Here is a 14,362-nt window from a genome sequence, read left to right on the forward strand (position 1 = left end):
AACAAGAATGACGACGGAAGGACGCACCGGCCCTCCGGTGGGCACCGACCCGCAGGAGCGGCCCCACCCGCTGGCCATCGGCCACCGGCTCGACGAGTTCGAGCTGCTCGAGGTGATCGGCGAAGGCGGCTTCGGCATCGTCTACCGGGCCTACGACCACTCGCTGCAGCGCGAGGTCGCGATCAAGGAGTACATGCCCTCGATGCTCGCGCGGCGCATCGGCGACGACAGCGTGCACGTGCGTTCGGACCGGCTCACGGCCACCTTCCAGGCCGGGCTGCGCAGCTTCATCAACGAGGCGCGCACGCTCGCCCAGTTCAGCCACCCGGCGCTGGTGCGCGTGCATCGCTTCTGGGAATCGAACTCGACCGCCTACATGGCGATCCAGCTCTACAAGGGCCGCACCCTGCGCCGGCTGGCCGACGAGGAGCCGGGCACCATCTCCGAAGCCTGGCTGCTCGGCATGCTCGGGCCGCTGCTCGGCGCGCTCGAGACGTTGCACCGCAGCGGCTGCTTCCACCGCGACATCGCACCCGACAACATCTTCATCCAGCAGGACGGCCTGCCGGTGCTGCTGGACTTCGGCGCCGCGCGCAAGTCGATCGCCGACCTGGTCGACGAGGTGGCGGTGATGGTGAAGTCGGGCTACTCGCCGATCGAGCAGTACGCCGACGACAACACGCTGCTGCAGGGCGCCTGGACCGATCTCTACGCGCTGGGCGCGGTGCTCTACCGCGCCGTCACCGGCCATCCGCCGCCCTCGGCCGTGGTGCGCAGCGTGCAGGACGCCTACGTGCCGCTCGCGAGCCTGAACCGGCCCGACCTGAGCCCGGCCTTCTGCGCCGCGGTCGACCACACGCTGGCCGTGCACAGCAAGGATCGCACGCAGACCGTGGCGGCCTTCGCGGCCGAGCTCGGGCTCAGCAAGCTCGGCGACATCTACGTGGGCGGGCTCGCGGCGCCGGTGCACGCGGCGGGCGCGGTGCCTGCGCCGGCACCGGCGCCCGTGGCGCCCGTGGCGCCCGTGGTGCCCGTCGCGTTGCCCGAGTCGTATGCGCCGGTCTCCGCGCCCGCGCCCTTCGAGGCATTGCCGCCGGTCGCGCCGCCGGCCCGCGCGCCGGCCGCGCGCCGGCCCGCGAAGAAATCCGCGCTGCCGCGCTGGGGCCTGGTCGGCGTGCTGGTGGTGGCGCTGGTCGCGGTCGGCAGCTGGATCGGCCTGCGCATCACGCAGTCGCCGCCGCCCACCAGCACCGCGATGGCACCGCCGGTGCCGCCGCCGGGCGCGCCGATGTCGAACCCCGCCTCGCCGCCCGCCGTGATGCCGCCCGCCACGCCGGCCTCGGCCACGGTGCCCGCCGCCTCGCAGCCGCCGTCGGCCGATGGCGGCGGCGGCGTCGCGGCCGCGCCCACCGGCGGCAACTCGCCGACCGCCGTGCCGCCGGCCACCGCGCCGGGCAGCAACGGCGCGCTGAGCCCGCTCGACAACGTGCCCGTGACACCCGCGAGCCCGCCGCCCGAACCCGCGCTGGCGATCAGCGAGGCCGAGGACTGGAACCTCGCGCAGGCCGAGAACACGCGCGAGGGCTACGAGGCCTACCTGCGCCGCTACCGCCGCGGCCCGCATGCGCGCGATGCGCGCAATGCCATCGCCGAACTCAACCGGCTCGCGCAGCCGGCCTCCACGCAGCCCGTGGTGGTGGGCACCGTGCCGCCCGGCGTGCCGGGTGCGCCGGGTGCAACAACCCCGGTCGCGGGCGGCACGGCGGTTCCGCCCGTGTCGGGCGCCGCGGCCGGCATGGGCCGCGTGACGCTCAACATCCGGCCCTGGGGCCAGGTCTTCGTCGACGGGGCAGACCGCGGCGTGAGCCCGCCGCTCAAGTCGCTGTCGCTGCGCCCCGGCATCTACAACATCGAGGTGCGCAACGGCGACCTCGAGGTCTACCGGCAGCGCGTGACGGTGCAGGACAGCAAGTCAGCGCCGGTGGTGAGCCACGAGTTCAAGTAGGGGGCGAAGGCGGCGGTCAGCCGAGCAGACTGGCCGTCGTCACCACCTGGGCGTACTCGCCCTGCAGGTTGGCCAGCGCCATCGCGTGGACCTGCTCCGCGCCGAAAGTGGCGCCATCGATGCCCGCGCGGTCGAAGGCGAAAGTGGCATCGGACACCACCGTGACCGCGAAGCCGAGGCAGCTCGCGGTGCGCGCCGTGGCCTCGACCGACATGTTGGTGGCCACGCCGACCACCACGAGCGCCTCGATGCCGCGCACGCGCAGCCAGCGCTCGAGGCCCGTGTGCGCGAAGGCATCGGTCACGTTCTTCTCGACCACGTGCTCGGCGGGCAGCGGTGCCAGCGCGTCCTGGAATTCCGCGCCGGGCTGGCCCGGGAAGAACACCGACTCGGCGAAGCGCGACATGTGGCGCACATGGACCACGGGGCGGCCGATGTCGCGCCAGTGCATGAGCAGGCGCTGCACCTGGGCTTCCGCGCCGGGGTTGTTGCGGCGGCCCGCGCGCGGTTCCTGCATGCCTTTCTGCATGTCGATGACGAGGAGGGCGCGGTTTGTCATGGCGAGCCTAGCGTGAACGGGATTGCGCCGCACTCTAAGCGATGCGCCGGGCGCTACAGGCCCTTCTGCAGCGCCCGCCGGTACTGCACCGCCTCCGCCACGTGCGCCGTCTCGATGACCGGTGCCCCCGCGAGGTCGGCGATGGTGCGCGCCACCTTGAGCGCGCGGTGCGTGCTGCGCGCCGACCAGCCGAGCCGGGCGGCGGCCGTGTGCATGAAGCGGCGCGCCTCGTCGCCGAGCGACGCATGGCGATCGATGTCGGTGCCTTGCAGCGCCTGGTTGGCCTTGCCCTGGCGTTCGATCGCGCGTTCGCGCGCGGCGGCTGCGCGCGCGCGGATGGCGGCCGTGGTCTCGCCCGCGGGCGCATCGAGCAGTTGCTGCGCCGACACCGCGGGCACTTCGATGTGCAGGTCGATGCGGTCGAGCAAGGGGCCGCTGAGCTTGCGCTGGTAGCGCGCCACCTGGTCGGGCGTGCAGCGGCAGGCTTTCGTGGGCGCGCCCAGAAACCCGCAAGGGCAGGGATTCATCGCGGCGATGAGCTGGAAGCGCGCCGGAAAATCCGCCCGCCGCGCGGCCCGCGCGATGGTGATCGTGCCGGTCTCGAGCGGCTCGCGCAGCGCCTCGAGCGCGGCGCGCGAGAACTCGGGGAATTCGTCGAGGAACAGCACGCCGTGGTGCGCCATCGAGATCTCGCCGGGCCGCGGGGGCGAACCGCCGCCCACCAGCGCCACGGCGCTCGAGGTGTGGTGCGGCGACGCGGTCGGCCGGTGCATCCAGCGCTCGGTCGAGAAGCGGCCGCCGAGGCTCGCGATGGCGGCGCTCTCGAGCGCTTCATCGATGCGCATCGGCGGCAGCAGGCCGGCGAAGCGCTGGCCCAGCATCGACTTGCCCGAGCCCGGCTCGCCCATCATCAGCAGGCTGTGGCCGCCGGCCGCGGCGATCTCGAGCGCGCGCTTGGCCCCGGCATGGCCCTTCACGTCGGCCATGTCGGCATAGGCGGGGGCGCGGGCTTGCGTGGACGCATGGGCGCGCGACCAGCCCTCGTCGTCCGCCTCCAGGCCCGCCTGCGCATCGGCCGGCAGGAAGCGCCGCACCACGTCGAGCAGGTGCCTGGCGCCGTAGACCTCGCCGCCGGGCACCAGCGCGGCCTCGTCGGCGCTGGGCGCGGGCAGCACCAGCCGGGTGGCGATGCCGCGCGTGTGCAGCGCGAGCGCCATCGCGAGCGCGCCGCGCACCGGCCGCAGCTCGCCCGACAGCGAGAGCTCGCCCGCGAACTCGTGCCCCGCGAGCCGCGCGCCCTCGATCTGGCCGCTGGCCGCGAGGATGCCCAGCGCCATCGGCAGGTCGAAGCGGCCCGAGTCCTTGGGCAGGTCGGCCGGCGCCAGATTGACGGTGATGCGCTTGTTGTGCGGGAACTCCAGCCCGGCGTTCTGGATGGCCGAGCGCACGCGCTCGCGCGCTTCCTTGACCTCGGTCTCGGCCAGCCCGACCAGCGTGAAGCTCGGCAGGCCGTTGGCCAGATGCACCTCGACCGTGACACTGGCCGCTTCCAGCCCGAGCAAGGCGCGGCTTTGCACCAAAGACAGACTCATTCTCTGCTTCCTCCCTATATTGGTGCGCCCGATTCCGGTCGTCGCGGGCGTCTTGTTCTTTTTTCGGTGCAAGGCACAAAGCCTTGCGCTTGTAACCATTTTTGGCTGGCTTCCTTGGGCGCGCTTCAACCGGTCACCGGGGGATGTGCACTTTGGCACGCTCCCTGCTTTGAGGGTCATCAGGTTCCACAACACTACTTGCGAGGAGTTCCCGATGACGCACCGTTCCGCCGCCCAGGCCCTGATCGTCCTGGCCACCGCATTGACCACGTCGGGCGCCGCCCTGGCGCAGGCCACCCCAGACGCTGCGGCGGCGCCTGCAGCGGCACCCGCTGCTTCTCCGATCACGGCCAACATCTCGCTGACCACGAACTACAAGTTCCGCGGCCAGGACCAGGACATGATCGGCCGGGACGACTTCGCCAAGACCCGCGGCCTCAAGCCCGCCATCCAGGGCGGCTTCGACTACGCCTTCGGCGAGAGCGGCTTCTACGTCGGCAACTGGAATTCCAGCGTCAACTGGCTCAAGGGCAACAGCGTCGAGGTCGACCTGTACGGCGGCTACAAGTTCAAGGCCGGCCCGCTGGACATGGACGTCGGTGCGCTCACCTACATCTACCCGGGCAACTCCCTCGGCAACACCACCGAGCTCTACGGCGCGGCCACCTATGCGAACGAAACCTTCGGCTCGTTCACGGCCAAGTACTCGCACACGGTGTCGAAGGACTACTTCGGCTACGCCGGCAACAAGAACGGTTCGGGCCTCAAGGGCCGCAACACCGGCTACCTGAACCTGAGCTACAGCAAGGAGATCGTGCCGAAGGTCACGCTCAAGGCCGCCGTGGGCTTCACCCGCTTCTCCAGCGACATCCGCCACAACACGGCCGCCAAGAACTACGTCGACTACAACGTCGGCGCCACCTACGACTTCGGCGGCGGTCTCACGCTCACCGGCTCGGTGCAGGGCGCGAACAAGAAGGACGCGTTCAACGTCGCGGCCGGCCCGCTGTACGACTTCGGCTTCTACACCGTGCAGCAGGTCTATTCGCCCAACAAGCCGCGCTTCATCCTCACGCTGACGAAGACGCTGTAAGCACGCGACACAACGAGGCGCGGCCCATGCTGCCGCGCGAATTCTTTCCATCCAAAGGAGCAACTCATGAAGCTGGTCACAGCCATCATCAAACCGTTCAAGCTCGACGAAGTGCGCGAAGCCCTCTCGGCCATCGGCGTGCAGGGGATCACCGTCACCGAGGTCAAGGGTTTCGGCCGCCAGAAGGGCCACACCGAGCTCTACCGCGGCGCGGAGTACGTCGTCGACTTCCTGCCCAAGGTCAAGATCGAGGCGGCGGTCTCGGATGACCTCGTCGAACGCGTGATCGAAGCCGTCGAAGGCGCCGCGCGCACCGGCAAGATCGGCGACGGCAAGATCTTTGTCTACAACCTCGAGCAGGTCGTGCGCATCCGCACCGGCGAAACGGGCCGCGAAGCCCTTTGATCGAGTCCAGGCCCGAAAGAACAACGTCCATGAAAAAACTGCTTGTCTCCCTCGCGCTCGGCTTGAGCGTGCTTGCCGCCGGCACCACCGGCTTCGCGCAGACGCCCGCGCCCGCCGCCGCCGCTTCGGCACCGGCCGCCGAGGCCTCGGCACCGGCTGCCGCGCCCGCCGCAGCGGCACCGGCTGCTGCAGCGCCCGCCGCCGCACCGGCCGCGGCACCGGCACCCAAGGTCGATTCGGGCGACACCGCCTGGATGCTGACCTCCACGCTGCTCGTGATCCTGATGACCATCCCCGGCCTCGCGCTGTTCTACGGCGGCCTGGGCCGCTCGAAGAACATGCTGTCGGTGCTGATGCAGGTCTTCGTGATCTTCTCGCTGATCAGCATCCTGTGGGCCATCTACGGCTACAGCCTCGCCTTCACGGGTGAAGGAAGCTTCGTCGGTACCTTCGACAAGATCTTCCTCAAGGGCGTGTCGCAGGAGACCTTCGGTGCGCTCACGACGATCCCCGAGTACGTGTTCGTCGCGTTCCAGGGCACCTTCGCCGCCATCACCGTGGCGCTGATCGTCGGCGCCTTCGCCGAACGCGCCAAGTTCTCGGCCGTGCTGCTGTTCTCGGTGCTGTGGTTCACCTTCGCCTACGTGCCGATGGCCCACATCGTCTGGGGCGGCGGCCTGCTCGGCAAGGACGGCGCGCTCGACTTCGCGGGCGGCACCGTGGTGCACATCAACGCCGGTGTGGCCGGCCTGGTCGGTGCCTACATGGTCGGCAAGCGCGTGGGCTACGGCAAGGAAGCCTTCACGCCGCACTCGCTCACGCTCACCATGGTCGGCGCCTCGCTGCTGTGGGTCGGCTGGTTCGGCTTCAACGCCGGCTCGGCGGGTGCCGCCAACGCCGCCGCTGGCCTGGCCTTCGTGAACACGGTGCTCGCCACCGCTGCCGCCGCGCTGTCCTGGATCCTGGGCGAGAGCCTGCACAAGGGCAAGGCCTCGATGCTGGGTGCCGCCTCGGGCGCCGTCGCCGGCCTCGTCGCAGTGACGCCCGCCGCCGGCTTCGTCGGTCCGATGGGTTCGATCGTGCTGGGCCTGCTGGCCGGCCTGGTCTGCCTCTGGGGCGTGGGCGGTCTCAAGCGCATGCTCGGTGCCGACGACGCGTTCGACGTGTTCGGCGTCCACGGCGTGGGCGGTATCCTGGGTGCCATCCTGACCGGCGTGTTCGCGGCCCAGGGCCTCGGCGGCACCGGCGGCCTGACCCCCGACACCTTCTCGATGGGCGCCCAGGTCTGGATCCAGATCAAGAGCGTGCTGTTCACCATCGTCTGGTCCGGCGTCGTGGCGTTCATCGCCTTCAAGATCGCCGACCTGGTGCTCGGCCTGCGTGTGACCGAAGAGGAAGAGCGCGAAGGCCTCGACATCTCGTCGCACGGCGAAACCGCCTACAACCGCTGATCGGACAAGCTCCGACACGCGACAAGGACACCGCGGGTTCCTCGCTCCAGAGGAAGGGACCCGCGGTCCACCACCAGACCACCACCCTATTTTTCCAAGGTACTTCCAAGGTACTTCCAAGGTTTCCTGAAGCCCATTTTTTCAGCGAGAGTCTCCTTTGGATGTTCAGCCCGCAAGCACTCCGGTGCGAGCGGGCTTTTTTTTGTCCTCGGCCCGGCGCGGCCCGGTGCGGTCCGACAGCGGCGGACCGTGGCGCGGGGGCACAATCCCCGTCATGTGGACCCCCCTGGACAACAGCCTCAGCGCCCTCGGCGAATCGCCGTTCTGGCACCCGCAGGAACGTTCCCTGTACTGGCTCGACATTCCCGGCCGCGCGGTGCTGCGCACGCGCGGCGAGATCGGCGCGGGCGGCGCGGTCGAGCGCTGGGACCTGCCGACCGAACCCGGCTGCATGGCGCCCGCGCGCAGCGGCGGCCTGGTGATCGCGCTGCGCGACGGCATCTACCGCGCGCGTGAATGGGGCGGCGCGCTGGCCGCGATCGCGCGCGTGGAGCACGACGCGGCCACCATGCGCTTCAACGACGGCAAGTGCGACGCGCTCGGCCGCTTCTGGGCCGGCAGCATCAACGAGGCGAAGGACCGGGCCAATGCCGCGCTCTACTGCCTCGACGCGCGCCGCGACGGCGGCCAGTCGCCGATGCTCTCGCAGATGGCCGAGGGCGTGACCACGGCCAACGGCCTCGCGTTCTCGCCCGACGCGCGCACGCTCTACTGGGCCGACACGCCGGCCCACGCGGTGCGCGCCTGGGACTGGGATGCGGCGCACAACACGCTCTCGCACGGCCGTGTCTTCAAGCGGTTCGACGCCAAGCCCGAAGGCTGGGCGCCCGGCTCGGCGCTGGCCTATGGCGGGCGGCCCGACGGCGCCACGGTCGATGCCGAGGGCCACTACTGGGTCGCGATGTTCGAGGGCGCGCAGCTGCTGCGCCTCGCGCCCTCGGGCGAGGTCGTGGCCGCCTTCGCGCTGCCGGTGCAATGCCCGACCATGCCCTGCTTCGGCGGCGACGACCTGCGCACGCTGTTCGTCACCACCGCGCGCAAGGGCCGGCCCGAGGCCGAACTGGCGCAGAAGCCCGCCTCGGGCATGGTGCTGTCGATGCGCGTCGAGACGCCCGGCCTGCCGGTCCATTTCTTCGAGGACTAGCCCGCGCCGCATGGCCCTGCAGCACATCCCGCCGATCCAGTGCCTCGTGACCTTCGAAGCGCTGGCGCGGCTGCGCCACGCGGGCCGCGCGGCCGACGAGCTCTGCGTGACCGCCAGCGCGGTCAGCCACCGCATCCGCCAGCTCGAGTCGCACGTGGGCTTCAAGCTGTTCGGCCGCGGCGACTTCAGCCTCACGGCCGACGGCGCGGCCTACCTCGCCAACGTGCGCACCGGCCTGGCGGCGCTGCAGGCGCATGCGGGCGGCACGAACGCCGCGGCGGGCCAGCGCGCGGCCACGCGGCTGCGGCTCGCGGTCACGCCGACCTTCAGCCGCCAGTTCCTCATGCCGCGGCTCGAGCTGTTTCGCAACATCTATCCCGACATCGACCTGGTGCTGCAGGTGTCGATCCCGCTGCTCGACGTGACCGCCGAGCCGGCCGACCTCGAGGTGCGCTACGGCGGCGGCAACTACGCCGACTGCGAGCACCGCCCGCTGCTCGAGGAACTGGTGGTGCCGGCCTGCAGCCCGAGCTACCTCAACGAGTTCGGCCCGTTCCACGGTTTCCGCACCGCGGCCGAGATCGCGGCCGCGCGGCTGATCCGCAGCCCGCTCGAACCCTGGGGCACCTGGTTCGCGAGCTGCGGCATCGACCAGCCCGAGCCGCAGCTGGGCTCGCAGTTCAACGACCTGGGCCTGGTCTACGACGCGGCCGCCAGCGGCTTCGGCGTGGCGCTGGTGCGCCAGAAGATGGGCGCGGCCTGGTTCGAATCGGGCCGGCTGGTGGCGCTGTCGGAGCATGCCGTGCGCTCGCCGCACCGCCACACGCTGTGCTGGCAGCCGGGCGCGCTCGAGCGCTGGGAGTGCGCGGCCTTCGCCGACTGGCTGGTGCAGGCGCTGCGCTGAACACGGTCCCAGCCCGTGCGGCGCGGCGAAGATTCCTCAAGTCCGCCGCAAAAATCCTTCAACCCGGAGGCCGCGCATTTCCTTAGAGTGGGGGGTCGGCCCCCGCCAGCCATCCGCAGAAGAACACCGAGAAGAGACTTCGCCCATGAACGCGCCCCCGAGCGCGACGCAGCATGCGTCGCTCCAGAAGACAGAACGCCAGTCGCAGGTCGTGCGCGCGCTGCAGGTCCACCTGCCGGCGCATGCGCTGATCTGGCATGCCGAGGACACCACGCCCTACGAGTGCGACGGCCTCACGGCCTACCGCCAGCGGCCGCTGGTGGTGGCGCTGCCCGAGACCGAGGACCAGGTGGCGGCCGTGCTGCGCACCTGCCACGGGCTGGGCGTGCCGGTGGTGGCGCGCGGCTCGGGCACGGGGCTGTCGGGCGGCGCCATGCCGCACGAGATGGGCGTGACTTTGTCGCTCGCCAAGTTCAACCGCATCCTCAAGATCGACCCGGTCGCGCGCACCGCGCTCGTGCAGTGCGGCGTGCGCAACCTCGCCATCAGCGAGGCCGCCGCGCCCTACAACCTCTACTACGCGCCCGATCCCTCGAGCCAGATCGCCTGCTCGATCGGCGGCAACGTGGCCGAGAACTCGGGCGGCGTGCACTGCCTCAAGTACGGCCTCACGCTGCACAACGTGCTCCAGGTGCGCGGCTTCACGGCCGAGGGCGAGCCGGTGGCGTTCGGCAGCGAGGCGCTCGATGCCGCCGGCCTCGACCTGCTGGCGCTGGTGATCGGCAGCGAGGGCATGCTCGCCGTCACCACCGAGGTCACGGTGAAGCTGGTGCCCAAGCCGCAGCTGGCGCGCTGCATCATGGCCAGCTTCGACGACGTGCGCAAAGCCGGCGACGCGGTGGCCGCGGTGATCGCCGCGGGCATCATCCCCGCGGGGCTCGAGATGATGGACAAGCCCATGACCGCCGCCGTCGAGGACTTCGTGCACGCGGGCTACGACCTCGACGCGGCCGCCATCCTGCTGTGCGAATCCGACGGCACGCCCGAGGAGGTCGAGGAGGAGATCGGCCGCATGACGGCCGTGCTGCGCGGCTGCGGCGCCACCGCCATCGCGGTCAGCAACAGCGAGGACGAGCGCATGCGCTTCTGGAGCGGGCGCAAGAACGCCTTTCCGGCCTCGGGCCGCATCAGCCCCGACTACATGTGCCTCGACTCCACCATCCCGCGCAAGCGGCTGGCCGACATCCTGCTGGCGATCCAGGCGATGGAGCAGAAGTACGGCCTGCGCTGCTGCAACGTGTTCCACGCGGGCGACGGCAACCTGCATCCGCTGGTGCTGTTCGATGCCAACGACCCCGACGAGCTGCACCGCTGCGAGCTGTTCGGCGCCGACATCCTCGAGACCAGCGTCGCGATGGGCGGCACCGTCTCGGGCGAGCACGGCGTGGGCGTCGAGAAGCTCAACAGCATGTGCGTGCAGTTCACGGCCGCCGAGAACGAGCAGATGTTCGGCGTCAAGCGCGCCTTCGATCCCGAGGGCATGCTGAACCCCGGCAAGGTGATCCCCACGCTGCAGCGCTGCGCCGAGTACGGCAAGCAGGTGGTGCGCGGCGGCCGGCTGCCGCATCCCGAGCTGCCGAGGTTCTGATGAGCAGCGGCATCGATCACGCATTGGGCCAGGCCGTCGAACGCATCCGCGCCGCGGCCGCCGACGGCACCGTGCTGCGCATCCGCGGCGGCGGCAGCAAGGACTTCTACGGCGAGGCGCCGCGCGGCGAGGTGCTCGACACGCGCGCGCTCGCGGGCATCGCGAGCTACGAACCCAGCGAGCTGGTCGTGACCGTGCGCGCGGGCACGCCGCTGGCCGAACTCGAGGCGGCGCTGGCCGAGAAGGGCCAGTGCCTGGCCTTCGAGCCGCCGCACTTCGCGGCGGATGCGACCGTCGGCGGCATGGTCGCCGCGGGCCTCGCGGGCCCGTCGCGCGCCAGCGTGGGCAATGTGCGCGACTACGTGCTCGGCGCCACGCTGGTCAACGGCCGCGGCGAGGTGTTGAGCTTCGGTGGCCAGGTGATGAAGAACGTGGCGGGCTACGACGTCTCGCGCGTGCTCGCGGGTTCGCTCGGCACGCTGGGCCTGATCGCCGAGGTCAGCCTCAAGGTGCTGCCGGTGCCGCCGGCCGAGGCCACGCTGGAGTTCGCCTGCGACCAGGCCGATGCGCTGCGGCTGCTCAACGAATGGGGCGGGCGGCCGCTGCCGCTCAACGCGAGCTGCTGGTTCGAGTACGCGGGTGCCGGCGCGCTCTACCTGCGGCTGCGCGGCGCGGTGGCGGCGGTCGAGGCCGCGTGCGCGCACCTCGGCGGCGAGCGCAAGGACAAGGAGCGCGCCGCGGCCGACTGGCAGTCGCTGCGCGAGCAGAGCCTGCCGTGGTTCGACACCGCGGCCGGGCCCGATGCGCTGTGGCGGCTGTCGGTGCCGCAGACCGCGCCGGTGCTGGGGCTCGAGGCATTCGGCGCGCCGCTGGTCGAATGGCATGGCGGGCAGCGCTGGTACAAGGCGCCGCCCACGCCGGCCGCGGCCGCGCGCATCCGCGAGGTCGCGCGCGCGGCGGGCGGGCATGCGACGCTGTTCCGCCTGCCCGCGCACGGCGAAGCTCACGAGGCCGCGGCGCCGCGCTTCGACCGGCTCGAGCCCGCGGTCGAGCGCATCCACCGCGCGCTGATGCGCGAGTTCGATCCGCACGCCGTGTTCGACCGCGGCCGGCTGCACGCCTTCGACTGAACGACCCCCATGCGGCGCCTGCGCTTTCTCACCGGCCGCCACCGCGCGCCCTCGACCAACCACATGCTGGGCCTGCTGCTCGCGTTCAACGCCGGCGCCGTCAATGCGGGCGGCTTCCTGGTGCTGCACATGTACACCTCGCACATGACCGGCTTCACCTCGCAGGTGGCCGACGGCCTGGTGCTCGGCAACGCGACCCTGCTGCTCAATGCGCTGGGCGCGATCCTGGCCTTCGTGGCGGGCGCGGCGGTCTCGGCGCTCTTGGTCAACTGGGCGCGCCAGCACCATCTGCGCAGCGTCTATGCGCTGCCGCTGCTGCTCGAGTCGGCGCTGATGCTGCCCTTCGGCCTGATGGGCGCGATCACGCTGACCTGGCACACGCCCTTCGCGGTGCCGCTCACGGTGCTGCTGCTGTCCTTCATCATGGGGCTGCAGAACGCGGTGGGCTCCAAGACCTCGGGCGGCCGCATCCGCACCACCCACATGACCGGCAACCTCACCGACCTCGGCATCGAGCTCGGCAAGCTGCTGTACTGGAACCGTCGCGCGAAGCCCGGCGAAACCCTGGCGGGACCGGTGCGCCACAACGGCGCGCGGCTGCGGCTGTTCGCGGGGCTGGTCGGCATGTTCGTCACGGGCGGCATCGTCGGCGCGGCCGGCTTCACCTACGTCGGCTTCGTCTGCGTGGTGCCGCTCGCGGCGCTGCTGCTGGCGCTGTCGCTGCCGCCCTTCATCGAGGACGTGCGGCGTTCGGCCCACCTGCGCCAGCTGCTCGGCGCGATCCGCCCGCGGCGCAAGAACGACGCGTCCTCCGGCCCCTGAGGCCGGCGAGTTTCACGAGACAACGACAAGAACCGACCCCACGATGCAAACCGAGCTCGCTCCCGAATTCCGCGGCACCGACGACGGCCGCGAGGCCGAGGCCATCCTGCGCAAGTGCGTGCACTGCGGCTTCTGCACCGCCACCTGCCCGACCTACCAGCTGCTCGGCGACGAGCTCGACGGCCCGCGCGGGCGCATCTACCTGATCAAGCAGGTGCTCGAGGGCCAGGCGCCCACGCGCAGCACGCAGCTGCACCTCGACCGCTGCCTGACCTGCCGCAACTGCGAGAGCACCTGCCCGAGCGGCGTGCAATACGGCCACCTGGTCGACATCGGCCGGCGCATCGTCGACGAGAAGGTGCCGCGCCCCGCGGTGGAATCGGCCACGCGCTGGGTGCTCAAGGAAGGCCTGCCCTCGCCGCTGTTCGGCCCCGCGATGAAGCTGGGCCAGTCGGTGCGCGGCCTGCTGCCCGAGGCACTGAAGGCCAAGGTGCCCGCGAAGCAGGCGGCCGGTGCCTGGCCCACGGCCACGCACGCGCGCAAGGTGCTGATGCTCGCGGGCTGCGTGCAGCCGTCGATGATGCCGAACATCAACACCGCCACTGCGCGCGTGCTCGACGCGGGCGGCATCCAGGCCGTGCTCGCGCCCGAGGCCGGCTGCTGCGGCGCGGTGAAGTTCCACCTCAACGACCAGGAGGGCGGCAAGGCGCAGATGCGCGCCAACATCGACGCCTGGTGGCCGCTGGTCGAACGCAACGAGGTGGAAGCCATCGTGATGAACGCCTCGGGCTGCGGCGTCACCGTGCGCGAGTACGGCCACGTGCTGCGCAACGATCCGGCCTATGGGCTGAAGGCCGCGCGCATCAGCGGGCTCACGCGCGACCTCGGCGAACTGCTGCCCGACCTGGTGCCGGCGCTCAAGCCGCGCGTGCGCGCGACGCCCGGCACCATCGCCTACCACCCGCCCTGCACCCTGCAGCACGGCCAGAAGCTGCGCGGCGGCATCGAGACCCATCTGCGTGCCTTGGGCTTCGACGTGCGCGTGGCGATGAACGAATCGCACCTGTGCTGCGGCTCGGCCGGCACCTACTCGGTGCTGCAGCCCGAGCTCGCCTATCCGCTGCGCGACCGCAAGCTCGGCCACCTCAAGCAGCTGCAGCCGGTGGCGATCGCTTCGGCCAACATCGGCTGCATCACGCACCTGCAGAGCGGCAGCGGCGAGCTGCCGGTGCGCCACTGGGTCGAGCTGCTCGACGCGGCGCTGCAGCCGGCCGGCTGAGCCCTCAATCGCAGCGGTAGGTGACCTCGCCCTGCGGCGCGCGGCCCTTGGTCGGCGGCACGAAGCGCAGCGGCGCGCCGAAGTTGCGGCAGTAGGCCTCGGCCTCCTCGGGGCTCGGCGAACGCAGCACGCCGTCGCCGAGCATGGTCACGCGCGGCGCGGTGCGGGTCGCGCAGCCGGCGAGGACGGCCGCCAGGGCCAGGAGGATCAGCGGAGTGGCGCGATGGCGCATGGCGTGAACGGCGCCAGGACGGCGGCGTGGAAGTGCGG

13 protein-coding genes are annotated in these 14,362 nt (G+C 71.3%); 10 read left to right on the forward strand and 3 right to left on the reverse strand.

Translation table 11 applies throughout. The features are described 5' to 3' along the window. Window positions 1–7 precede the first annotated feature (7 nt). Window positions 8–2,005 (forward strand): serine/threonine-protein kinase, encoded by a 1,998-nt coding sequence (locus tag AC07RV_RS26890; protein ID WP_296774514.1) that lies wholly within the window; start codon window positions 8–10, stop codon window positions 2,003–2,005. 16 nt (window positions 2,006–2,021) lie between these two features. On the opposite strand, the gene AC07RV_RS26895 is transcribed toward AC07RV_RS26890, so the two are convergent. Together AC07RV_RS26895 and AC07RV_RS26900 are read right to left on the reverse strand one after the other, a co-directional pair. Continuing rightward, window positions 2,022–2,564, reverse strand: coding sequence for a cysteine hydrolase family protein (locus AC07RV_RS26895; protein WP_296774515.1), 543 nt, complete (start codon window positions 2,562–2,564; stop codon window positions 2,022–2,024). Window positions 2,565–2,617: 53 nt separating this feature from the next. Continuing rightward, window positions 2,618–4,156 (reverse strand): YifB family Mg chelatase-like AAA ATPase, encoded by a 1,539-nt coding sequence (locus AC07RV_RS26900; RefSeq protein ID WP_296774517.1) that lies wholly within the window; start codon window positions 4,154–4,156, stop codon window positions 2,618–2,620. A gap of 214 nt (window positions 4,157–4,370) precedes the next feature. Between AC07RV_RS26900 and AC07RV_RS26905 the strand changes: the two genes are divergently transcribed. The 9 genes from AC07RV_RS26905 to glcF all read left to right on the forward strand — a co-directional run bounded on the left by AC07RV_RS26905 (window position 4,371) and on the right by glcF (window position 14,092). Then, window positions 4,371–5,249, forward strand: coding sequence for a TorF family putative porin (locus AC07RV_RS26905; RefSeq protein ID WP_296774519.1), 879 nt, complete (start codon window positions 4,371–4,373; stop codon window positions 5,247–5,249). Window positions 5,250–5,315: 66 nt separating this feature from the next. After that, window positions 5,316–5,654 (forward strand): P-II family nitrogen regulator, encoded by a 339-nt coding sequence (gene glnK, locus AC07RV_RS26910; RefSeq protein WP_057597341.1) that lies wholly within the window; start codon window positions 5,316–5,318, stop codon window positions 5,652–5,654. 29 nt (window positions 5,655–5,683) lie between these two features. Then, complete coding sequence (locus AC07RV_RS26915) at window positions 5,684–7,105, forward strand: ammonium transporter (RefSeq protein ID WP_296774521.1); 1,422 nt, start codon at window positions 5,684–5,686, stop codon at window positions 7,103–7,105. 274 nt (window positions 7,106–7,379) lie between these two features. Next, the gene (locus tag AC07RV_RS26920; protein WP_296774522.1) at window positions 7,380–8,309 is read left to right on the forward strand and encodes an SMP-30/gluconolactonase/LRE family protein; all 930 of its coding nucleotides are present in this window, start codon (window positions 7,380–7,382) and stop codon (window positions 8,307–8,309) included. Window positions 8,310–8,319: 10 nt separating this feature from the next. Beyond that, entirely contained in the window at window positions 8,320–9,213 is an 894-nt protein-coding gene (locus AC07RV_RS26925; RefSeq protein ID WP_296774524.1) for a LysR substrate-binding domain-containing protein, read from the forward strand. 145 nt (window positions 9,214–9,358) lie between these two features. Then, window positions 9,359–10,861 (forward strand): FAD-linked oxidase C-terminal domain-containing protein, encoded by a 1,503-nt coding sequence (locus tag AC07RV_RS26930; RefSeq protein WP_296774525.1) that lies wholly within the window; start codon window positions 9,359–9,361, stop codon window positions 10,859–10,861. Further along, window positions 10,861–11,991, forward strand: a complete 1,131-nt coding sequence (gene glcE, locus AC07RV_RS26935) for a glycolate oxidase subunit GlcE (RefSeq protein WP_296774527.1) — start codon at window positions 10,861–10,863, stop codon at window positions 11,989–11,991. Before AC07RV_RS26930 ends, glcE begins: the two co-directional genes overlap by 1 nt. A gap of 9 nt (window positions 11,992–12,000) precedes the next feature. After that, window positions 12,001–12,813 (forward strand): YoaK family protein, encoded by an 813-nt coding sequence (locus AC07RV_RS26940; protein ID WP_093343938.1) that lies wholly within the window; start codon window positions 12,001–12,003, stop codon window positions 12,811–12,813. Window positions 12,814–12,856: 43 nt separating this feature from the next. Beyond that, window positions 12,857–14,092 (forward strand): glycolate oxidase subunit GlcF, encoded by a 1,236-nt coding sequence (glcF, locus tag AC07RV_RS26945; protein WP_296774528.1) that lies wholly within the window; start codon window positions 12,857–12,859, stop codon window positions 14,090–14,092. Between the two features lie 4 nt (window positions 14,093–14,096). Here glcF and AC07RV_RS26950 read toward each other — a convergent pair whose 3' ends face one another. Further along, complete coding sequence (locus tag AC07RV_RS26950) at window positions 14,097–14,324, reverse strand: hypothetical protein (protein WP_208509050.1); 228 nt, start codon at window positions 14,322–14,324, stop codon at window positions 14,097–14,099. Window positions 14,325–14,362 lie beyond the last annotated feature (38 nt).

This window comes from Variovorax sp. GW821-FHT09B01, from assembly GCF_059418345.1.